Raw genomic sequence first — 22,238 nt, 5'->3', positions numbered from 1 at the left:
TGGCCAGCCGCTCGTTTTTGCTACGATGCGGGTGTAATCCTAGGGTGCGTTCCGAGGCGACTGGCCTGTTTGGTTGCTATGGTACGCTGATTTGAACATACAAAGGGTGTGTGGCGTAGCCACGCACGCGGTTGGTTGGGTATGCGGGCTACGGCTTGCTAATCTACTTCAGCCTCAGTTAATTTTTTATAAAAGGTATATCCTCTATACCAATCCTTAGTATTTGAAAAATCGATATGTCGCAATAAATTAATTTCTTTTACAAAAGATTCTGTATCAGTAGAGTTATCTAGAATAAATAAAAGTTGTGGAATACTGAGACGATTAAAACTAAGAAATAACTCATTAAAATTAATTTGATGCTCATCTATTAAATATTTAACTTTAAAACGTATTTTATTCAGAATGTTATTCATTTCTTCATCAAATTTTGGGGCATTTCCAGTAAACTCAGCATTAATTATTGTTTTAAGAATATTTGATGAATACCGTTTGTTATGTAAGCTATCAAATTCAAATAAACTTAATGAAATTTTATCAATTTGTTTCAGAGAATTTGTATTATTTAATATACTGATACTATCTAGTTCATTTTTGATAAATGTATTTTTTCTTAAAATGCACTCATGATTTAATGCCTGATTCAATGCAAGTAAATAAGATTTTGCATAGTCAAGTATAATTTGTTGGCTTTTTCCTGATAATGAATCAATAGTTAATCTTTTAATTTTTAATTCAATAAATATAATATTGGTTTCCGTTTCTATTACAAAATCACACTCCCCCATCTTTGGTATATATTGAGTTTCTGTAAAAGGTGGAATATCACAATTATATGAAAATGAATTTTTAAAATTCATACCTTTTTCTTTTAGTTTTTTACTTAAAAACCTTTCAACTAAAATTCCTAAATGGGTATCTTTTAATCCACTTAATTCCCTGACTTTTTCATACCAACCAATATTTGTAAATGTTTCTATCTTTGAGTTTAATGTTATTAAATTAGATGATACAGAATGTTTTAGCAAAGGATTTTTGAGTAAATCTTTCTTGGGTATATCAAGTCTTGGATGAATATAATTTTTATTTATATCAGAAACTGAAATAGAAGTAAGATTTGTATGTTCTTCAGTTAGATAAAAATAATTAGGTTGATTGGCAATGATTTTTTCCCAAATAAAATCATAAATATGGTGTATTAGATCCAAGTTTGATATTCGAAATTTATCCTGACTGTAAATTATATCTGTATCCAAAAAAATGCCTTTTATTAGTGTATATAATGTATTTGTAGGTAATTGAGGGATTTTTACTACTTGGTCAAAATGAATATTTTTTAATAAGGAATCCCAAATAGATTTAATATCCATAAATTCATCTTCCCATCCGGTACCAGATGGAAAAAAATTAGTTAAATTAAAGTAGTTTCTTAAAATCAAAACAAGATTAGTAAATCTATCATGGCGCTTTTTAATAAATGTATCTTCTTTAGGAAAAGATAAGGGTATATCTTTAATATAAGGTAAAAATAAATTTAATAAATAGTTATATGGGGTGTACCCATATACTTCATTTTCTTTTTTACAATAGGTAGGCTGATTATAATCAAATATAAATCGCTTACTAGGTGCATCAAAATAAATCTCTTTATTTATATTGTCTAGTAGAAACAGCAATCCCATATAATTTAAATAATTGACTTCTTTTTTAATAAAATGAAAAAATTTCTTTTCGGATTTTTGATCTAATTTAATATAACCAGAATCAACTTCAAATTTTAGAATAGGAAATCGCTGTCTAAAAAAATCAATGGCACTTTTTTCAATTAAGAAATTATCTATATCAGAAAAATAGTATCCTTCTTTGAAAATTGCCAATTTATCTTTAACGCATTGTAATTTTGATTTATCTGTAGTTATAAAGTCTGAATTCAATATTCCATTATTAATTATTAGTTCTAAAAAATTTATCCTATTTTTATATTTTTGATTTGGATATAAATACTCTGAAAGCCGAAAGTGCTTCAAAGTAAGTAATACTTCACTACGAGTGAAGTAATTTTCTTTTGGTTGTAGAATAGTTGTAATCAAATTTCTTTCGTCTTCTCTCTTTGCGCATAAATTTGAATAAGTTTTATAATCTTTAGAAATATCAGGAATTATCCATTCATCTTCATTAGAAAGCACATCAATTAAATTTTCCATACAACTTTCCTTAATCATTACGAGAGAAATTACTTCAACATTCCTTGTAGATATTTTCCCGTATAACTCCCTTTAACCTTTACCACCTCTTCGGGGCTACCTTTAGCAATAATCCTCCCCCCACCATCGCCGCCTTCCGGCCCTAAGTCCACAATCCAATCCGCAGTTTTAATCACATCCAAATTATGCTCGATAATCACTATCGAGTTGCCTTTGCCTTTCAGACGACCTATCACTTCCAGCAGCAGGGCGATGTCGGCGAAGTGCAGGCCGGTGGTCGGTTCGTCGAGGATATAGAGTGTTCTGCCGGTGTCGCGTTTGGAGAGTTCCAAGGCGAGTTTGACGCGCTGGGCTTCGCCGCCGGAGAGGGTGGTGGCGGATTGACCAAGGCGGATGTAGCCGAGGCCTACGTCCATCAGGGTTTGCAGTTTGCGCGATACGGTGGGGACGGCGTCGAAAAATTCGCGGGCTTCTTCAACGGTCATGTCGAGGACTTGGCTGATGTTTTTGCCTTTGTATTGGATTTCGAGCGTTTCGCGGTTGTAGCGTTTGCCGTGGCAGACTTCGCAGGGGACGTACACGTCGGGCAGGAAGTGCATTTCGACTTTGATGACGCCGTCGCCTTGGCAGGCTTCGCAGCGGCCGCCTTTGACGTTGAAGGAGAATCTGCCGACGTTGTAGCCGCGTTCGCGCGAGAGGGGTACGCCGGCGAAGAGTTCGCGGATGGGGGTGAACAGGCCGGTGTAGGTGGCGGGATTGGAACGCGGGGTGCGGCCGATGGGGGATTGGTCGACGTTGATGACTTTGTCGAGGTGTTCGAGGCCGTGGATGTCGTCGTATGGGGCGGGTTCTTCTTGGGCGCGGTTGAGTTCGCGGGCGGTGATTTTGGCGAGGGTGTCGTTAATCAGGGTGGACTTGCCGCTGCCGGATACGCCGGTGATGCAGGTAATCAAACCGAGCGGCAACTCGAGGGTAACGTTTTTGAGGTTGTTGCCGCGCGCGCCTTTGAGGACGAGCATCCGCTCGGGATTGACGGGCGTGCGTTTAGACGGCACGGCAATGGTTTTTTTGCCGCTGAGGTATTGTCCGGTAACGGATTTTTCGCATTGGGCGACGTTTTCGGGCGTGTCGGCAATCAGTACGTTGCCGCCGTGTTCGCCTGCGCCGGGGCCCATATCGACGACGAAATCGGCTTCGCGGATGGCGTCTTCGTCGTGTTCGACCACAATTACGCTGTTGCCCAAATCGCGCAGGCGTTTGAGGGTGGCGAGCAGGCGGTCGTTGTCGCGCTGGTGCAGGCCGATGGAGGGTTCGTCCAAAACGTACATCACGCCGGTCAGGCCGCTGCCGATTTGGCTGGCGAGGCGGATACGTTGGGCTTCGCCGCCGGAGAGGGTTTCGGCGGAGCGGGAGAGATTGAGATAATCCAGCCCGACGTTAATCAGGAAGCCGAGCCGTTCGGTGATCTCTTTGAGGATCTTTTCGGCGATTTGTTTTTTGTTGCCGTCCAAATCCAGCGTTTCAAAGAATTGGTGGGTTTTGGTGAGCGGCCAGGCAGAGACTTCGTGCAATGGTTCGCCGCTGACGTAAACGTAGCGCGCTTCTTTGCGCAAACGTGCGCCGCCGCAGCTTGGGCAGGCGCGGTGGTTTTGGTATTCGCGCAGTTTTTCACGCACGGTTTCGCTGTCGGTTTCGCGGTAGCGGCGTTCGAGATTGGGGATGATGCCTTCGAAGGCGTGGCTGCGGTTGAAGGTGGTGCCGCGTTCGGACAGGTAGGTGAAATCAATGACTTCTTTGCCTGAGCCGTGCAGCACGACTTTTTTGACTTTTTCAGGTAGCGTTTCCCAAGCAGCCTGCACGTCGAAACCGTAATGCCGCGCCAGCGACTGAATCATTTGGAAATAGAATTGGTTACGCTTGTCCCAGCCGTCAATCGCGCCTGTTGCCAACGACAATTCGGGATGGGCGACTACTTTTTCGGGGTCGAAGAAATTGGTGTTGCCCAAGCCGTCGCAAGTCGGGCAGGAGCCCATCGGATTGTTGAACGAAAAGAGGCGCGGCTCTAATTCGGGCAGGCTGTACGAACACACGGGGCAGGCGAAATGCGCGGAAAACCAATGCTCTTCGCCGCTGTCCATCTCCATCGCCAGCGTACGCTCGTTGCCGTGGCGCAGCGCAGTTTCAAAACTTTCCGCCAGCCGCTGCTTGATGTCCGCCTTCACTTTCACGCGGTCGATGACCACGTCGATATTGTGCTTGATGTTTTTTTCCAGCTTCGGCACTTCGTCCAATTGATAGACCTCGCCGTCCACGCGTACCCGCGCAAAACCCTGCGCCTGCAAGTCGGCAAAGAAATCGACAAACTCGCCCTTACGCTCGCGCACCGCCGGCGCCAGAATCATCACGCGCGTGTCTTCCGGCAGCTTCAACACAGCATCGACCATCTGCGATACGGTTTGGCTCGACAGCGGCAGATTGTGTTCGGGGCAATACGGCGTGCCGACGCGGGCGTATAAAAGGCGCAGGTAGTCGTGGATTTCCGTTACCGTGCCGACGGTGGAACGCGGATTGTGGCTGGTGGATTTCTGCTCGATGGAAATCGCGGGCGACAGGCCTTCGATCAAATCGACATCGGGCTTGTCCATCATCTGCAAAAACTGCCGCGCATAGGCGGAAAGGCTCTCAACATAACGCCGCTGCCCTTCGGCATACAACGTGTCAAACGCCAGCGACGACTTGCCGCTGCCTGACAACCCTGTGACCACCACGAGCTTGTGGCGCGGAATGTCCAAATCGACGTTTTTCAAATTATGCGTGCGCGCGCCGCGGATGCGGATGGTGTCGTTGTCGCGGGTGGGGTGTGGGTGGTGTTTGCACATGGTGGGATGCCGTCTGAAAAGTGAAAGGAAACCGCGCATTCTAGCACTTTTTGTCTGCGCGTCCTGGTTTGGCAAACGGAAAAAGGCCGTCTGAAAGCGCGTTCCAACAAAGCGGAAACACGCTTTCAGACGGCCTTTGTTCAGACGACCTTTTGTTCCTTCGGCGGCTTATTCCGTCGAAGGCGTGCGCACATAATGCACGAAAGCATAGCGCAGGCCGTTGGCTGAGACGTGTTCCGTGCGCTCCGCCTCATGCCACAGCGCGGCATCGATGTTGGGGAAAAACGCGTCGCCCGCCGCTTCCAGCGCGATTTCGGTGATACGCAAATCGGTAGCCTGCGTCATCGCCTGCGCGTAAATCTCGCCGCCGCCCATCACGATGGTTTCTTCTTCACCGGCACACAAAGCGAACGCGGCGGCAAGGGAAGCGGCGGTTTCCGCGCCCTCGGCGGCAAAATCCGCCTGCCGCGTGACAACGATATTGCGCCGCCCGGGCAGCGGCTTTTTCGGCAGCGACTGCCAGGTTTTGCGCCCCATCACCACGGGCTTGCCCAGCGTGTAGGCTTTGAAAAAGGCGAAGTCCTCGGGCAGGTGCCAGGGCATTTTGTTGTCCGCACCGATTACGCCGTTGGCGGCGCAGGCGGCAATCAGGGTGATTTTCGGCATGGCGTTGGTTTCATGGGTTTCAGACGGCCGCCATTATATCGCCCGCCGCTGCGGGGCGCGCCGCTTTCAGACGGCCTTTCGGGTATAATCCGCCCCTTTCGGCAGGAATCATCTGTTTGCTGCCGCTATATTTTTTAAAGGCGGCGTCCGAGGCCGTCTGAAAACAGGAACGGAAACCATGAAGCAGAAAATCATCGATCAGGCGCGGCTGAACGGCGCGCAGGTCACCGCGCTGCGCGAGCAGGTGCTCGACATCGTGTTGGAACAGGAAGGCGTTATCAAAGCCTATCAGGTGCTCTCGGCGATGCAAAAGACCAGCAGTAGCCCCGTCGCCCCGCCCACGGCCTACCGCGCCCTCGATTTCTGGGTGGAGCAGGGCGCATTGCACAAAATCGCGGCGGTGAACGGCTATGTGCTGTGCAGCCACGCCCGCCACAACTGCCGCGAACACGGCCACGAGGAACACAGCGGGCACAGCCACAGCGCCTTTATTCTGGTCTGCACCGAATGCGGCGCGGTCGACGAACAAACGCTCAGCAGCCAATGGGCGGATTTGCAGCAGGCGCTGGGCAACAGCGGCTTCGAACTGACGGAAAAACACGTCGTCCTGACAGGAGTGTGCGCGCAATGCCGTTGAAAAAAACCAAAGTCCATCTGATTTCCGGCTTTCTCGGCACGGGCAAAACCACCGCCCTCAAAAGCCTGATGGCGCAGAAAAATCCCGACGAAAAATGGGTGATACTGGTCAACGAGTTCGGCGAAATCGGCATCGACGGCGCGGTTTTGAGCGACGAAGGCATCCCCGTGGCCGAAATCGCCGGCGGCTGCCTGTGCTGCGCCGCCGGCCCGCAGATGGGCAGCGCGCTGGCCAAACTGCTGCGCAACGAACCCGACCGCGTAATGATAGAAGCCAGCGGCCTTGCCCACGCCGCCAGCGTCATCGACGAACTCAAAGCCGCGCCGTTTGCCGACAAAATCGACATCGCCGCCGTGTTCACCGTCGTCGACCCGCGCCAGTTTGTCAATCCCGATTATGCCAACCAGGCTCTCTATAAAGACCAGGTCAGCGTGTGCGACATCCTGATTGCCAGCAAAACCGACCTCTGCACCGCAGAAGAGCTGGCCGCCTTCCGCGACAAAGCGGGCAAACTCTTCCCGCCCAAGGCCAAAGTGGCCGAAGTGCAGAACGCGCAGCTCGATATCGCCTGGCTCGACATCCCCGTAATCGAAAAACCGCGCTACCGCCTGAAAAGCGAATCGCTGCCGGACAACACCATGGGCTTCCAGTCGCAGGGCTACACCTTCCCCGCAGGCCGCGATTTCGACGGCGAACGGCTCACCGCCTTCTTCGACGAACTGCCCAAGCTCACCGAAGGACTGGTGCGCGCCAAAGGCGTGTTCCAAGTGCTCGGCACCTGGGTGTGGCTCAACTGGGTGGACGGAAAATGGGGCGCCAACCAGGTCGCCTGGCGGCGCGACAGCCGCTTCGAGCTGATTGCCAAATCTTTCGACGCCGATCTGATTGAAAAACGGCTGAACGACGCTTTGGAGAAATAAACACGGTAAAGGCCGTCTGAAAACAGAAAAACTGAATCCTTCGGCTTTCAGACGGCCTCAAAGCAGATGCCGAAAGGAAAAAAGCATGGACGAACAACAGAACGGCACGCCCGAAGAGTGCGCCGCCAAAGCCGAGATGATGCGGGCGCAGACGGCGCTCACCGAAGCGGAAACCCGTTTGATCGAGGCGCAAACCCGACTGGAAAAAGCCCGCACCGACAGCAGAGCCATGATTGCCGCCACCGTCGGCGTGCTGCTGGCGATACTGTTCGGGCTGGGTTTTGTCTTGTTGATGGCACGCGGCTGATGCCGCCGACCGCAAAACACCGCTTTTTTCAGAAACGTCATTCCCGCGAAGGCGGGAACGGCCTCAACACCGTTTGCAGGCATTCTTTTAGTCAGGCCGTCTGAAACCCCAAAATCCGCTTTCAGACGGCCTTCCCCCTTTCCCCGTTTCATATAAGGAGCTCCCATGTCCCAACAATACGTCTATTCCATGCTGCGCGTGAGCAAAGTCGTGCCGCCGCAGAAAACCATCATCAAAGACATCTCGCTGTCCTTCTTCCCCGGTGCAAAAATCGGCCTGCTCGGCCTGAACGGCGCGGGCAAATCCACCGTGTTGCGCATTATGGCGGGTGTGGACACCGAATTTGAAGGCGAAGCCGTGCCGATGGGCGGCATCAAAATCGGCTATCTGCCGCAAGAGCCCGAGCTTGACCCCGAAAAAACCGTGCGCGAAGAAGTGGAAAGCGGCTTGGGCGAAGTGGCCGCCGCGCAAAAACGCTTGGAAGAAGTCTATGCCGAATACGCTAACCCCGATGCCGATTTTGACGCGCTGGCAGAAGAACAAGGCCGCTTGGAAGCCATCATCGCGGCGGGCAGCAGCACGGGCGGCGGCGCGGAACACGAGTTGGAAATCGCCGCCGACGCGCTGCGCCTGCCCGATTGGGATGCCAAAATCGGCGTGCTCTCGGGCGGCGAAAAACGCCGCGTCGCGCTGTGCAAATTATTGTTGAGCAAACCCGATATGCTGCTGCTGGACGAGCCGACCAACCACTTGGATGCGGAATCGGTGGAATGGCTGGAACAATTCCTCGTGCGCTTCCCCGGTACAGTCGTTGCGGTAACGCACGACCGCTATTTCTTGGACAATGCCGCCGAATGGATTTTGGAACTTGACCGCGGCCATGGTATTCCGTGGAAAGGCAATTACTCGTCTTGGCTGGAGCAGAAAGAAAAACGCTTAGAAAACGAGGCGAAATCCGAAGCCGCGCGCGTGAAAGCGATGAAGCAGGAATTGGAATGGGTGCGCCAGAATGCCAAAGGCCGCCAAGCCAAGTCCAAAGCGCGTTTGGCGCGTTTCGAGGAAATGAGCAACTACGAATACCAAAAACGCAATGAAACGCAGGAAATCTTCATTCCCGTCGCCGAGCGTTTGGGTAACGAAGTGATTGAATTTGTGAACGTTTCCAAATCGTTTGGCGACAAAGTGCTGATTGACGATTTGAGCTTCAAAGTGCCTGCGGGCGCGATTGTCGGCATCATCGGCCCGAACGGCGCGGGTAAATCGACGCTGTTTAAAATGATTTCGGGCAAAGAGCAGCCCGACAGCGGCGAAGTGAAAATCGGACAAACCGTCAAAATGTCGCTGATCGACCAAAGCCGCGACGGCCTGCAAAACGACAAAACCGTGTTTGACAACATCGCCGAAGGCCGCGACATTTTGCAGGTCGGCCAGTTTGAAATCCCCGCCCGCGCCTATTTGGGACGCTTCAATTTCAAAGGCAGCGACCAAAGCAAAATCGCCGGCAACCTTTCCGGCGGCGAACGCGGCCGTCTGCACTTAGCGAAAACCTTGTTGAGCGGCGGCAATGTGCTGCTGCTGGACGAACCGTCCAACGACTTGGACGTAGAAACCCTGCGCGCGCTGGAAGACGCGCTCTTGGAATTTGCAGGCAGCGTGATGGTCATCTCGCACGACCGCTGGTTCCTCGACCGCATCGCCACGCATATCCTTGCCTGCGAAGGCGACTCCAAATGGGTGTTCTTCGACGGCAACTATCAGGAATACGAAGCCGATAAAAAACGCCGCTTGGGCGAAGAGGGCGCGAAGCCGAAGCGGATTCGCTACAAACCCGTAACGCGGTGATGGTGTGAAAAAAAGGCCGTCTGAAAGCTATTAACTTCGTTGCGGTTTCGCTTTCAGACGGCATCTGTTGTGTGTGTAATGAGTAAATAAGGGAAAGTCTTATGGCAAAATTTCTGACCACTACAGCCGCCAGTTTTTACTTGGAAGAGCTGATTAAAAATGCGCGGGAACGTTTGTTTCTCATCAGCCCGTATTGGAAGCTCAACGACCGTTTGAAAGAGCTTTTGGAAGATAAAAACCGGATGAAAATCGACATCCGGATTATCTATGGAAAAAACGATTTGAACCCTTCCGAAATGAAATGGTTTAAATCGCTGGATTATGTGCGCATCAGCTATTGCCCGAATCTTCACGCCAAATGCTACATCAGCGAGCAGTCATGCATCATTACCAGCCTGAATCTTTATGAGTTCAGCCAAGTAAACAATCACGAAATGGGGATTTTCTTATCCAAGGATGAAGACGGGCAAATTTATCGGGATGCCTATGAAGAAGCACAGAGAATTATCCGTATCAGCGAAGAAGTGAAGGTATCGTTGGATGCGGTGAACACCGAAGCAGAAAGCCATGAAGTTTCTCCTCAGGGATATGGAAAACTGACTGCGGCCAAGCTGGCCGAAAAATGGGGCATCAGTACGCAAGAGTGCAACCAGAAGCTCTGTGATGCGGGACTTCAGCAGTTTGAGGGGAAATATTATTCTTTGACCGAAGCGGGCAAACAGGCGGGAGGCGAAGTGAAGAAAGGGAAATTCGGTTATTTTATCGTGTGGGACGGTGCGTTAAGCTTGTAAATGCTATTGATGGCGTACGTTTGTGAAGGCAAAGGCCGTCTGAAAGCTTTTCACTTCCTTGAAGCCACGCTTTCAGACGGCCTTTGCCGATAAATTTCCCGCCGCCCTTGTTTTCGGCCGCGATTGCCGCTAGAATGCCGCGCTTTGCTGCCAGAGCGGCATGCAGGGTCTGTAGCTCAGGGGTTAGAGCAGGGGACTCATAATCCCTTGGTCGTGGGTTCGAACCCCACCGGACCCACCAACTCAAAAAGCCAAGTTTGCCGACTTGGCTTTTGTTTTGCCCCGTATTTATTCTTGAGGCCGTCTGAAACCGCCAATCCTGCCGCGAATCGGGCTCCCTCCCCTGCGCCTTAAAGCGCGGGGGAGGGCAGGGGGCGGGGATGGCAGTTCGCAGAACTGCATTTCGCCGATGTCCTGCCAAAGTTGCCGCAGCGGCGCAAACCCATCCTAACGGGGACGCAGCAGGCTGATAAGTTTCAGACGGCCTCAAGCCGCGCAAACCCGTTTCCCGACTTTTTTCCAACGATTCCGAAACCATGCTTCTTGCCACGCCGCCTTTTGCCCCTTCCGTTGTCCGCGCCCTCAACGCGCTGGGCATGCTGACGCGCGGGGATTTGCGGCGGACGGGGGCGGTGCAGGCTTTTTTGCTGCTCAAAGCGGCGGGCTGCACGGTGACGCGCAGCGTGCTGTGGCAGCTGGCGGCGGAATGCGCGGGCACGGACGCGCGCGCGTTGACGGAGGAGGACAAGGCCGCGCTGCTGGATGCGGTCAAACGCCATCCGCCCGTTGCCCTGCCGCCTGCCGAAGCCGAGGCGGAGCGCTTTATGCGGCTGGCGCTGCGGCAGGCAGAAGCGGCTGCGGCGCTGGGGGAAGTGCCGGTGGGTGCACTGGTGGTGCGCGGCGGCGAGGTGCTGGCGGCGGCGCACAACCGCTGTCTGGCCGACTGCGATGTCAGCGCGCACGCGGAAATCCGCGCGCTCTCGGCGGCGGGGCGGCGGCTCGGCAGTATGCGGCTGGACGGCTGCGACGTGTATGTGACGCTCGAGCCATGCGCGATGTGCGCCTCCGCCCTGTTGCAGGCGCGGGTGGCGCGGGTGGTGTTCGGTGCGGCCGAGTCCAAAAGCGGCGCGGCGGGCAGCGTGTGCGATTTGTTTGCCGACGGCCGTCTGAACAGCCATACGGCGGTGTTCGGCGGCATTCTGGCCGACGAGAGCCGCGCCCTGCTGCGGGCTTTTTTCCGCGAACGGCGGCAGAAGGGCGGCGTTTGACCGTATAATCCGCCCGTTTTAAAAGGCCGTCTGAAAGGAATCATATGAAAACCGTTTTGCTGTTGCTGGCTGCATCTGCCGTTTTGTCCGCCTGCGCCGCGCCGTGGCAGGGTGTGGCGGGCGGCTCCCCGTCGTGTTCCGAGCCTTTGGGCGGAATTGAGGGTAACAAATACCGCGCGGGCGGCAGCGCTTACTGCGCGCAGCAGTTTGCCCGTGATGCCCGTCGCCCTTCTGATCTTTCCCGTCATTAATCCGTTAAAAAGAAAGGTATCCCGCCATGAAACCCGCAACCGTCCTCGCCCTGATTTTCGCCGCCGCCGCGCTGTCGGCCTGTGCCAAAAAAAGCGGCAAAACCGCCGCCGCGCCGCCGCCCGCCGTCGGCATGGCCAATCCCGCTTCCGTGTTCTGCGTCGAACGCGGCGGCAAACTCGAGCCGCGCAAGGACGCAGAGGGCAACGAATACGCCATGTGCCACCTGCCCGACGGCAGCGTGGTGGAAGAGTGGGAATATTTCCGCAAACACAGCAAGTAAGCACCCGCTGTAAAAAAGGCCGTCTGAAAGCCTAGTTTGGAGCTTTCAGACGGCCTTTCGCCGCCTCGGTATAATGCAGGCCGTCTGAAAAACAAAAACCTGCCGCCACACCATGCAAGATCATTTCGACATTCCGCTGTTTCTCAAAAACCTGCCGCTTTTGCCCGGCGTGTACCGCTTTTTCGACAAAGCGGGCAACGTGTTGTACGTCGGCAAAGCCGTCAACCTCAAACGGCGCGTGTCTGGCTACTTCCAAAAAAACGACCATTCCCCGCGCATCGCCCTGATGGTGAAGCAAATCCACCACATCGAAACCACCGTTACCCGCTCCGAAGCCGAAGCGCTGATTCTGGAAAACAATTTCATCAAAGCCCTGTCGCCCAAATACAATATCCTGTTTCGCGACGACAAAAGCTACCCCTACCTCATGCTCAGCGGCCATACCTACCCCCGGATGGCCTACTATCGCGGCACGCTCAAAAAGCCCAACCAATACTTCGGCCCCTACCCCAACAGCAGTGCCGTGCGCGACAGCATTCAGGTTCTGCAAAAAGTGTTTATGCTCCGCACCTGCGAAGACAGCGTGTTCGCCAACCGCGACCGCCCCTGCCTGCTCTACCAAATCAAACGCTGCACTGCGCCCTGCGTCGGCTACATCAGCGAAGAAGACTACCGCGACAGCGTGCGCCAGGCCGCCGATTTTCTCAACGGCAAAACCGCCGAGCTCACGCACACCCTGCAACAGAAAATGCACGAAGCCGCCGAAAACCTCGAATTTGAACAGGCCGCCCGTTACCGCGACCAAATCCAAGCCCTCGGCATCATGCAGAGCAGCCAGTTTATCGACAGCAAAAACCCCGACAACCCCAACGACATCGACCTGCTCGCGCTGGCCGTTTCAGACGGCCTCGTCTGCGTACACTGGGTGAGCATACGCGGCGGGCGGCACGTCGGCGACAAAAGTTTCTTCCCCGACCTCAAAAACGACCCCGACCCGCAAGGCCAAGACTACGCCGAAGCCTTCGTCGCCCAACACTACCTCGGCAAAGCCAAGCCCGACATCATCATCAGCAATTTTCCCGTACCCGCCGCCCTGCGCGAAGCATTGGACGGCGAACACGGTCGGCAAATCCAATTTGTCGAAAAAACCAAAGGCGAGCGCAAAGTGTGGCTCAACATGGCCGAACAAAACGCCCGCATCGCCATCGAACAACGCCGCCTGCAACACACCGGCCAGCAGCAGCGCATCGACGAATTGGCCAAAATCCTCAACATGGATTCAGACGGCCTGGCCCGCCTCGAATGCTTCGACATCAGCCACACCCAAGGCGAAGCCACCATCGCATCGTGCGTCGTGTACGACGAACACAACATCCAGCCCTCGCAATACCGCCGCTACAACATTACCACCGCCAAAGCAGGCGACGACTACGCCGCCATGCGCGAAGTGCTCACCCGCCGCTACGGCAAAATGCAACAGGCCGAAGCCGCAGGCGAAGCCGTCAAATGGCCGGACGTGGTACTCATCGACGGCGGCAAAGGCCAAATCGGCGTGGCCGTATCCGTATGGCAGGAACTCGGCCTCACCATCCCCCTCGTCGGCATCGCCAAAGGCCCCGAGCGCAAAGCCGGCATGGAAGAACTCATCCTGCCTTTCACCGGCGAAACCTTCCGCCTGCCGCCGCAAAGCCCCGCCCTGCACCTCCTGCAAACCGTGCGCGACGAATCGCACCGCTTCGCCATCACCGGCCACCGCAAAAAACGCGACAAAGCCCGCATCACCTCCTCGCTCGGCGAAATCCCCGGCGTAGGCAGCAAACGCCGCCAAGCCCTGCTCACCCGCTTCGGCGGCCTGCGCGGCATCGCCGCCGCCAGCAAAGAAGACCTCGCACAGGTCGAAGGCATCAGCAAAGCACTGGCCGAAAAGATTTACGAGCATCTGCATTAGCAGCCGTTGACATTTGGTGTTGCGGCGGCTTTTACGCCATAAAGCGGCATATGCAGTCGCCGCAGCGGCAGAGGCCGTCTGAAAGCTCCGTTGCGGGGTTTCAGACGGCCTCAAAGCGCAGACGCGCGCGGTTTCTACTGCGGCAGTTTCACGGCCAAATCCTGCGGCCAGGCGGCGGTTTCGTCGGTTTTGACGAAACCGTTGCCCGTCATACCGCCTTTGAGTAGGCGGTTGTGGCGCAGGGCGGTGTCGGCGGGGATTTTCAGTTTGACTTTGAACATCAGTTTGGCGCGTTCGTTTTCGGTTTCCACCGACTTGGGCGTGAACTGGGCTTCGGCGGCGATGAATGAGATTTTGGCGGGGAAGACGGCGTCGATGCCGTCGAGGCGGATGCGCGCTTCGCCGCCGACTTTCAGACGGCTCATCGCGGCGACGGGCAGGAAGATGTTCATCGAGACGTCGGCGGGGTCGAGCAGGCTGGCGATTTTCGAGCCGGCGGCAACGACGCTGCCGACTTCGGCGATTCTGTATTCCAACCGTCCGTTTATCGGTGCGCGGATGTTCATGTCGTCGTTGGCCGAACCGGCGGCCTTCACAGCGGCGGCGGCCTGTTGCGCGGCGGCCTGTGCTTCGCTTTCGGCAGCACGGCTTTGGGCGACGGCGGCCTGTGCTTCGGCGCGGGCGGCTTCGGCGGCTTTGACGGCGGCCGAAGCGCGTTCGTAATCGGCGCGGCGGCGCTCGGTTTCGGCGGGGGAGACGAGTCCGTCGGCCTGCATTTTGCGCGCGTTGTCCCATTCCATTTTGGCGACGCGCTGCTGTTGGCGGGCGGCTTCGCTGTTGGCTTCGGCTTTGGTTACGGTGCGCAGGGTCTGTTCTTGGGCGGCGCGGGCGCGGCGGACGCTGCCTTGACGCAGGCGTTCGGCGGCCTGTGCTTCTTCGAGGCGGCTGCTGCTGGTTTCAGAGGAGAGTTCGGCGAGGATGTCACCCGCTTTGATGTCGGCGCCTTCGTCAAAGGGCATGGCGCGGACGCGACCGGGATAGAGGGTGGCGACGTCGAGGCGGTTGAGTTCGAGTCGGCCGTTGGATTGGGCGATGCCTTGGGGCAGGGCGTCGCTCTGGCGGTGGTAATAAAGATAGGCGCCTGCGGCGAGGGCGGCGGCCAGGGCGGTCAGTAGGGCGGTTTTTTTCACGGGATGCGTCCATGCACGGCAAAGGGAGCGCCGATAATATAACCGCCGCTGCAGCGGGGCAAGGCCGTCTGAAAGGCGGGATTGCCGTTTTTAACTTCGTTGAAGCTGTGCTTTCAGACGGCCTTTGCACGGCGTGGCGCGGGCTGGTAGAGTGTGCGGCGTTCCGGGTGTGCCCGGAGAACACAAGAAAGGATAGCTTATGTTTGCATACCGTTATGCAGTATGCGCCGTTTTGGCTGCGGCGCCCGCCGTGCAGGCGGCGGAAAACCATCCCGCGCAGCAGCAGGTGCGCCGCAATATCGAGGATGTGTTGGGCATTGTGAAAAATACGTCTTTGGACGAGCAGCAGAGAATCCGCAGCGTGGAGCAGTATGCCGACCGCTTTTTGGATTACGAGCGGCTCTCGGCAATGGCCGTCGGCCAGCCGTGGCGGCAGTTTGACGCACGGCAGAAGCAGGAGTTTGTCCGTGCGTTTAAAGACATGCTGATCAGGATGTATGCCCGTTCGGCGATGATGGGCGCGCGCCGCGCCGAGGTGAAGGTGCTGCCGAAAATAACGGAGCGCGGCGGCAAAACCGACGTTTATTCCGAAATCCGCACGCCCGAGGGCAAACGGTATGAAGTGGCCTACCAGCTCTATCCGAGCGGCGGGGTATACAAACTCTACAATATCCAGGTGGACGGTGTGGGCATCGTCACCGTCTACCGCAACCAGTTCGGCGAGCTGATCGCGCAAAAAGGCATCGACGGCATGATCGAAACGGTGAAAAACAAAGGCTTGAAACGGGCGGACTAGCCGCGTTTCCCAAAAGGCCGTCTGAAAACCCGAAACCGGGTTTCAGACGGCCTCTTTAATTGCGCGGACGCATTGTTTGACCTGGATTAAGGGCGTTTTGTGCCGTGCCGCTAGAATGGCACGTTTTGAAAAACAACAACAACGGAAAAACGCCATGAACTTTTTCGACTGGACGCCGGATTTGGACACCGGCATCGGACAGGTGGACGAGCAGCACAAAATCCTCGTGCGCTGCCTGAACGAACTTTACGAAGCCAACCAAAACAAAGACACCGCCGCCGAAGGGCGGATTATCGGCGACCTGATACGCTACACCGTCGAACATTTCACCGATGAAGAAAAGCTGATGGACGACGCGGGCTATCCCCTGAGCCGCCAGCACAAGCAGATACACCGCCGCTTCGTCGACAAAGTAGGCGAAATGCAGGCCGCCCACAGCAGCGGAGAAGACATCGGGCAGGAGCTGCTCGATCTGCTGCAATCCTGGTTGTTCACCCACATCAGCCACCACGACCGCGGCTTTATCCCCATTGTGCAAAAATATCTGGTGCAGCAGCAGAAAGAGCAGGAGGAATTGGCTGCCGAGCGTGCCGTCAACGCCGCCTTCGCCCAACCGCGCCGCCACGCACATGCCGCGTTCTCCACCCTCGCCGACGACGCACCCGCGCCCGATAAGGCCGCCGCAGAAGAAGGGCAGGGCGGCCGTGAAGACACCGACCTGTTTGCCAAAGCGCGCCAAAGCATTCAGAACCTGAAAATCTGGCGCTGAAAACCTGCATCGGATAAATAAAGAGGCCGTCTGAAAACGGGAAAACCGGCTTTCAGACGGCCTCAGCCTGCCGCGCTGTTGCTTTTCGGCCTACAAGGCGGCGATATCGGCAGCTTTGGCCGAATCCGTTTGCCCCCGCGCAAGGCCGCCCATATAATACGCCGCTTTTTTATAGCGAAACAAAACAGAAAATCTACGGCGGTGCTGCGCCTTGCCGTATTACCCATACTGTCTGCGGCTTGCTGCCTTGTATCTTTCCCATTTTGTTTCACTATATTTCCGCAGCCGGACAATGCCGAACGGACAATCGCTTCCCCCCGCATTGCCGGCTTACACATCCACCTTTCGAGTTCCGTTCCAGCCGGTATCGAGTTTCTTTGGAGCATGTGAAATGACCACAGAATCCGCCGCACAGTCCTACCTGCAAATCAGGGGGCTGGTCAAAAAATTCGGTGAAAACTTCGCCGTCAAACATATCAGCCTCGATATTCAACAACATGAAATCTTCGCCCTGCTCGGCAGCTCCGGCTCGGGCAAGTCGACGCTGCTGCGCATGCTGGCCGGTATGGAAACGCCGTCGGAAGGCAGCATCATCCTCGACGGCCAGGACATCACCGCCCTCGCTCCCTACGAGCGTCCCATCAATATGATGTTCCAAAGCTACGCCCTGTTCCCGCACATGACCGTAGAACAGAACATCGCCTTCGGCCTGAAACAGGACAAAGTGCCGCCCACCGAAATCCAAGAGCGCGTCGACGAAATGCTGCGTCTCGTGCAGATGACGAAATACGCCAAGCGCAAGCCGCACCAGCTCTCCGGCGGCCAGCAGCAGCGCGTCGCCCTGGCGCGTTCGCTGGCCAAACGGCCGAAGCTTTTGCTGCTGGACGAACCCTTGGGCGCGCTCGACAAAAAGCTGCGCCAGCAAACCCAGCTCGAACTGGTGAATACGCTGGAAAAAGTGGGCGTTACCTGCATCATGGTGACGCACGACCAGGAAGAAGCAATGACCATGGCCACCCGCGTGGCGATTATGTCCGACGGCGAACTGCAACAGGTCGACACGCCCAGCAATATCTACGACTACCCCAACAGCCGCTTCACCGCCGAATTCATCGGCGAAACCAATATCTTCGAGGGCAAAGTGGCGCACAAAGACGACGAGCACGCCCTGATCGACTGCCCCGAGCTGCCGAACAAGGTCTACACCGACCAGAAATTCGAGGCCGAAACGGGGCAGACCATCTGGGTGAGCATCCGCCCCGAAGACATCGACCTGCACAAGGAAAAACCGGCGCACCGCGACACGCACAACTGGGCGAAGGGCACGGTGAAAGACATCGCCTACCTCGGCAGCTACGCCATCTACCACGTGCAGACCGACAGCGGCCGCATCGTCAAAAGCCAGGTGCCCGCGCCTTATTGGTATGTGCGCAACCTCACGCCGCCGACCTGGGGCGACGAGGTGTATCTCGACTGGCCGGAAAACCAGCCCACCCCGCTGACCCGCTAGGAGGCCGTCTGAAATGTCCGTCAATATCAAACGCCGCCTGCGCCCCGGGGGCAAATTCGTCATCGGCGTGCCCTATGTTTGGCTGCTGCTGCTGTTTCTCGTGCCCTTCTTTATTGTCCTGAAAATCAGCTTTGCCGAGCAGGACATCAAGATTCCGCCCTATACCGACCTGTTTGTCACCGACCCCGAAACCGGCAAACAAGCCCTGCACATCGTCACGCAGAATTACAAGGAAATCTTCCAAAACTTCGGCGGCACGCTGTCGCAGATGTTCGGCCTCTCGTCCGCCGACGGCAACAGCAATATGTATCTGCGCACTTATTGGTCGTCGGTGAAAACCGCCTGTCTCACCACGCTGATCTGCCTGCTTGTCGGCTATCCGATGGCCTACGCCATTTCGCGCGCCAAACCGGCCTACCGCAACGGCCTGCTTCTGGCCATCATGCTGCCGTTTTGGACGTCTTTCCTGCTGCGCGTCTACGCCTGGATGGGGCTGCTCAGCTCCAACGGCATCATCAACCACCTGCTGATGAAATACGGCATCATCAGCGAGCCGCTCGATATGTTTTACAACGCCTTCTCGCTGCAACTGGTGATGGTATACGCCTATCTGCCCTTTATGATCCTGCCGCTCTACACCCAGCTTATCAAACTCGACCACCGCCTGCTCGAAGCCGCTTCCGACTTGGGCGCCGGGCCGGTGAAAGCGTTTTTCTCGATTACCCTGCCGCTGTCGAAAGCGGGCATTATCGCCGGTTCGATGCTGGTGTTCGTACCTGCCGTCGGCGAGTTCGTCATTCCCGATCTGGTCGGCGGTTCGGACAACCTGATGATAGGCAAAGTGCTGTGGATGACCTTCTTCGAGCAGAACAACTGGCCGCTGGCTTCCGCGCTGGCCGTCGTTATGGTGCTGCTGCTGGTCTTCCCCATCACGCTCTACCACCGCTACGAAACCCGCCAGCTGGAAGAAGGAGGCAAAAATGGCTAAACGGCAAAACACCTCTTGGTTTCTGCGCGCCATGCTCTTCCTCGGCCTGGCCTTCCTCTACATCCCGCTGATTGTGTTGGTGGTGTATTCCTTCAACGAATCCAAGCTGGTCACCATTTGGGGCGGCTTCTCCACCAAATGGTATGCCAAGCTACTGGACAACGACCAAATCCTCGAAGCCGCCTGGCTGTCGCTGCGCATCGCCGTCGCCTCCTCGCTGGCCGCCGTCGTCCTCGGCACGCTGGCGGGCTACGCACTCGCCCGCATCAAACGCTTTCGCGGCAGCACCCTGTTTGCCGGTATGGTGTCCGCGCCCATGGTGATGCCCGACGTCATCACCGGCCTGTCCATGCTGCTGCTTATCATCCAAGTGCAGGGCATGATTCAGGAAATCTTCGGCCGCCAAGACTGGCTGGGCAACGGCTTCTTCACCATCTTCCTCGGCCACACCACCCTGTGTATGGCCTACATCACCGTCCTCATCCGCGCCCGCCTGAGCGAACTCGACCAGTCGCTGGAAGAAGCCGCGATGGACTTGGGCGCGCGGCCGCTGAAAATCTTCTTCGTCATCACCCTGCCGCTGATCGCCCCCGCCATCGCCTCGGGCTTTTTGCTCGGCATCACCCTGTCGCTCGATGATTTGGTGATTACCTCCTTCCTGTCCGGCCCCGGCTCGTCCACCCTGCCGCAGGTCATCTTCTCGCGCATCAAACTCGGCCTCGACCCGCAGATGAACGTTTTGGCCACCATCATCATCGGCGTTGTCGGCACACTCGTTATCGTCCTCAACTGGTACATGATGCGCCACGCCACCCGCCGCGAACGCGAAGCCGCCGAAGCTGAGAGGCAGGAAAAACTGGCACTCGAACAGGCCATCCACCACTAAACCCCCTTGGCGGCACGCCGCCGCAAACGGCACAGAGGCCGTCTGAAAGCCCGATAAGGACTTTTCAGACGGCCTCTTTTTGCAACGGAGTCCGCGCCCAAGCGCCGATTATCCTGTGTCCCAAGTTCGCCTGTACCGGCAAACAAAGGCCGTCTGAAACCCCGTCCCCATCTTTCAGACGGCCTCCCGCCGCTTGGGAGCAAAGCGCGGATATGCTATCTTCCGCCCCTTCCGCAGCAACCCGACAAAGGAGCATAAACATGAACGGCAAAACCAAGAAAAAACCGAAAATCAGCCTGAAAAAATACCTCAAAGAACTCAAACACCTGCACGGCGAACTCGTCGCCCTGCAACGCTGGGTGCAGCACGAAGGACTCAAAGTCTGCATCCTCTTCGAAGGCCGCGACGGCGCGGGCAAAGGCGGCACCATCAAAGCCCTCACCGAGCGCGTCAGCCCCCGCATCTTCCGCACCGTCGCCCTGCCCACCCCCACCGAGCGCGAAAAAAGCCAAATTTACCTGCAACGCTACGTCCCCCATCTGCCCGCCGCCGGCGAAGTCGTCATCTTCGACCGCAGCTGGTACAACAGGGCAGGTGTCGAACGAGTAATGGGTTTTTGCAGCGAAGACGACTGCCGCCAGTTCCTCGCCATCATGCCCTTCTTTGAAAAAGCCCTCACCGACAGCGGCATCATCCTCCTCAAATATTGGCTGGAAATCGATATGGCCGAGCAGGAGCGCCGTCTGAAAAACCGCATCGCCGACCCGCGCAAAATCTGGAAACTCTCACCGATGGACATCGAATCCTACCGCCGCTGGTACGACTACTCGCAGGCGCGCGACGATATGCTCGCCGCCACCGACACTTCCTGGGCGCCGTGGTTCGTCGCCGACAGCAACGACAAACGCACCGCCCGCCTCAACATCATCCGCCACCTCCTCGCGCAAATCCCCTACAGCCACCTGCCCGCCCCCGACGTCTCCTTCCCCCCGCGCGACAAAGCGGGCGGCTACCGCGAACCCGAACGCAGCTGCCGCATGGTCGACGACTACTACGGCGCACAGGCGCAGCGCGACGCCGTGCAGGAAGACGAAGAGGCCGTCTGAAACCGGATTTGCGCAGTTGGAGCAAAGGGAAAAGAAATGGCGTGGCAAAGCGCAAACAGCTTGCCCGTCCCGCATAGAAGTTTGCCACCGTTTACCGCAAGAGTGGCGAAACGCAGAAACGGCAGTATGCCTATTGGTCGTATACCGGCACCAAATGCGGCCTAAACTTTGCGATTGAATTGGAAATATTATATATTGCAATATTTGTGCTGATGATAATGAGTTCATCAATTTTATAAATAAGTTTATTATTGAAAATGATTTGCTTGTTTACGACCCAATAAATGACAAATGGCAAGCACTGATTACCGATGAACCAAATTCAAGAGGGACATTCGTATATCAATTAACTACCAATAACATGCAAGAAAAGAACAGAAACTTTGCAAATATTGCAAAGTCTAATGGCACCTTATTGGTTTACAAAGATCAAGAAGCGGGGTCAAGAGTATTTGTGGTGTTGTTTCTTGCACTAATGTTCACGATAATATTGAAAAACTCTTATTGAAATTGAAACGACGCGCAAAAAAAGAGTTCAATAAGGGTATGAAATGGGCAGATGAACGTTTTAATACTAAGCCAAATCGACTGTTAAACAGTTATTTTTATTCCGTCAACTTAGATAAAGACAAAGAATATTTTACTTCCATGGGGCTAATCCGATTCTGCTTTCCGGCGACAAGTAGGCGCAGTCCATTCATCGCAACCTGTGTCATTTTGTGATGCACGTGAATCCAGTAGGCTTAGCCTACATGGGTAGGGTGTGTCGCCCCGCGACGCACGCAGTCTCCGAACTTAAAAGATAGCTTGAAAAACCAAAAAGCCGTCTGAAACAGCATGAGAAGATTTCAGATGGCCTCCAAATGCTTAGAGATCGCGTGCGTGGCCGCGCCACACACCCTTGTATGTTCAAATCAGCGTACCATAGCAACCAAACAGGCCAGTCGCCTCGGAACGCACCCTAGGATTACACCCGCATCGTAGCAAAAACGAGCGGCT

At 55.0% G+C, this 22,238-nt stretch carries 19 protein-coding genes and 1 tRNA gene; 16 read left to right on the top strand and 4 right to left on the bottom strand.

Features of this window, described 5'->3' with window-relative positions; translation table 11 throughout:
- Positions 1-158: 158 nt before the first annotated feature.
- The 3 genes from ACLD9W_RS09470 to ACLD9W_RS09460 form a co-directional block, all read right to left on the bottom strand.
- Complete coding sequence (locus tag ACLD9W_RS09470) at positions 159-2,204, bottom strand: hypothetical protein (protein WP_410841787.1); 2,046 nt, start codon at positions 2,202-2,204, stop codon at positions 159-161.
- A gap of 29 nt (positions 2,205-2,233) precedes the next feature.
- Positions 2,234-5,083, bottom strand: a complete 2,850-nt coding sequence (gene uvrA / locus ACLD9W_RS09465; RefSeq protein WP_410841789.1) for an excinuclease ABC subunit UvrA — start codon at positions 5,081-5,083, stop codon at positions 2,234-2,236.
- 168 nt (positions 5,084-5,251) lie between these two features.
- Positions 5,252-5,749: a dihydrofolate reductase gene (locus ACLD9W_RS09460; protein WP_410841786.1), complete on the bottom strand. Its 498-nt coding sequence runs from the start codon at positions 5,747-5,749 to the stop codon at positions 5,252-5,254.
- Positions 5,750-5,927: 178 nt separating this feature from the next.
- On the opposite strand from ACLD9W_RS09460, the gene ACLD9W_RS09455 reads away from it, so the two are divergent.
- The 10 genes from ACLD9W_RS09455 to uvrC all read left to right on the top strand — a co-directional run bounded on the left by ACLD9W_RS09455 (position 5,928) and on the right by uvrC (position 13,994).
- Positions 5,928-6,386, top strand: coding sequence for a Fur family transcriptional regulator (locus ACLD9W_RS09455; protein WP_410841785.1), 459 nt, complete (start codon positions 5,928-5,930; stop codon positions 6,384-6,386).
- On the top strand, positions 6,377-7,306 hold the full coding sequence (locus ACLD9W_RS09450; protein WP_410841784.1) for a CobW family GTP-binding protein: 930 nt from the start codon (positions 6,377-6,379) through the stop codon (positions 7,304-7,306). The genes ACLD9W_RS09455 and ACLD9W_RS09450 overlap by 10 nt, the downstream gene beginning before the upstream one ends.
- Before the next feature lie 85 nt (positions 7,307-7,391).
- Complete coding sequence (locus ACLD9W_RS09445; protein WP_410841783.1) at positions 7,392-7,613, top strand: transposase; 222 nt, start codon at positions 7,392-7,394, stop codon at positions 7,611-7,613.
- Between the two features lie 165 nt (positions 7,614-7,778).
- Positions 7,779-9,455 (top strand): energy-dependent translational throttle protein EttA, encoded by a 1,677-nt coding sequence (ettA, locus tag ACLD9W_RS09440; protein WP_410841782.1) that lies wholly within the window; start codon positions 7,779-7,781, stop codon positions 9,453-9,455.
- A gap of 101 nt (positions 9,456-9,556) precedes the next feature.
- Positions 9,557-10,246 (top strand): phospholipase D-like domain-containing protein, encoded by a 690-nt coding sequence (locus ACLD9W_RS09435; RefSeq protein ID WP_410841781.1) that lies wholly within the window; start codon positions 9,557-9,559, stop codon positions 10,244-10,246.
- A 165-nt stretch (positions 10,247-10,411) separates the two neighbouring features.
- Positions 10,412-10,487, top strand: a tRNA-Ile gene (locus ACLD9W_RS09430).
- 295 nt (positions 10,488-10,782) lie between these two features.
- On the top strand, positions 10,783-11,514 hold the full coding sequence (locus ACLD9W_RS09425; RefSeq protein WP_410841780.1) for a deaminase: 732 nt from the start codon (positions 10,783-10,785) through the stop codon (positions 11,512-11,514).
- A 44-nt stretch (positions 11,515-11,558) separates the two neighbouring features.
- Positions 11,559-11,765: a hypothetical protein gene (locus ACLD9W_RS09420; RefSeq protein ID WP_395428595.1), complete on the top strand. Its 207-nt coding sequence runs from the start codon at positions 11,559-11,561 to the stop codon at positions 11,763-11,765.
- A gap of 26 nt (positions 11,766-11,791) precedes the next feature.
- Entirely contained in the window at positions 11,792-12,046 is a 255-nt protein-coding gene (locus tag ACLD9W_RS09415) for a DUF333 domain-containing protein (protein ID WP_410841779.1), read from the top strand.
- Between the two features lie 112 nt (positions 12,047-12,158).
- Positions 12,159-13,994 carry an excinuclease ABC subunit UvrC gene (gene uvrC, locus ACLD9W_RS09410; protein WP_410841778.1) on the top strand — a complete coding sequence of 612 codons (1,836 nt, stop codon included), beginning with the start codon at positions 12,159-12,161 and terminating at the stop codon, positions 13,992-13,994.
- A 134-nt stretch (positions 13,995-14,128) separates the two neighbouring features.
- On the opposite strand, the gene ACLD9W_RS09405 is transcribed toward uvrC, so the two are convergent.
- On the bottom strand, positions 14,129-15,157 hold the full coding sequence (locus tag ACLD9W_RS09405; RefSeq protein ID WP_410841788.1) for an HlyD family secretion protein: 1,029 nt from the start codon (positions 15,155-15,157) through the stop codon (positions 14,129-14,131).
- Between the two features lie 226 nt (positions 15,158-15,383).
- On the opposite strand from ACLD9W_RS09405, the gene ACLD9W_RS09400 reads away from it, so the two are divergent.
- From ACLD9W_RS09400 to ppk2, 6 genes are all read left to right on the top strand, one after another.
- Positions 15,384-15,980, top strand: a complete 597-nt coding sequence (locus ACLD9W_RS09400) for a phospholipid-binding protein MlaC (RefSeq protein WP_410841777.1) — start codon at positions 15,384-15,386, stop codon at positions 15,978-15,980.
- A gap of 154 nt (positions 15,981-16,134) precedes the next feature.
- The gene (locus ACLD9W_RS09395) at positions 16,135-16,749 is read left to right on the top strand and encodes a bacteriohemerythrin (RefSeq protein WP_410841776.1); all 615 of its coding nucleotides are present in this window, start codon (positions 16,135-16,137) and stop codon (positions 16,747-16,749) included.
- Positions 16,750-17,140: 391 nt separating this feature from the next.
- The gene (locus ACLD9W_RS09390; protein WP_410841775.1) at positions 17,141-18,259 is read left to right on the top strand and encodes an ABC transporter ATP-binding protein; all 1,119 of its coding nucleotides are present in this window, start codon (positions 17,141-17,143) and stop codon (positions 18,257-18,259) included.
- A 13-nt stretch (positions 18,260-18,272) separates the two neighbouring features.
- On the top strand, positions 18,273-19,247 hold the full coding sequence (locus tag ACLD9W_RS09385) for an ABC transporter permease subunit (protein ID WP_094031134.1): 975 nt from the start codon (positions 18,273-18,275) through the stop codon (positions 19,245-19,247).
- Positions 19,240-20,133 (top strand): ABC transporter permease subunit, encoded by an 894-nt coding sequence (locus ACLD9W_RS09380; protein WP_009426942.1) that lies wholly within the window; start codon positions 19,240-19,242, stop codon positions 20,131-20,133. Before ACLD9W_RS09385 ends, ACLD9W_RS09380 begins: the two co-directional genes overlap by 8 nt.
- A gap of 260 nt (positions 20,134-20,393) precedes the next feature.
- Positions 20,394-21,239: a polyphosphate kinase 2 gene (gene ppk2 / locus ACLD9W_RS09375; protein WP_410841774.1), complete on the top strand. Its 846-nt coding sequence runs from the start codon at positions 20,394-20,396 to the stop codon at positions 21,237-21,239.
- Positions 21,240-22,238 lie beyond the last annotated feature (999 nt).

Origin of the sequence: Neisseria sp. WLZKY-1, from assembly GCF_046546535.1 — a bacterium.
In the GTDB taxonomy this organism is placed as follows: Bacteria; Pseudomonadota; Gammaproteobacteria; order Burkholderiales; family Neisseriaceae; genus Neisseria.
The sequence above is the reverse complement of the archived record's forward strand: the minus strand, read 5'-3'. Positions and strand labels throughout refer to the sequence as shown.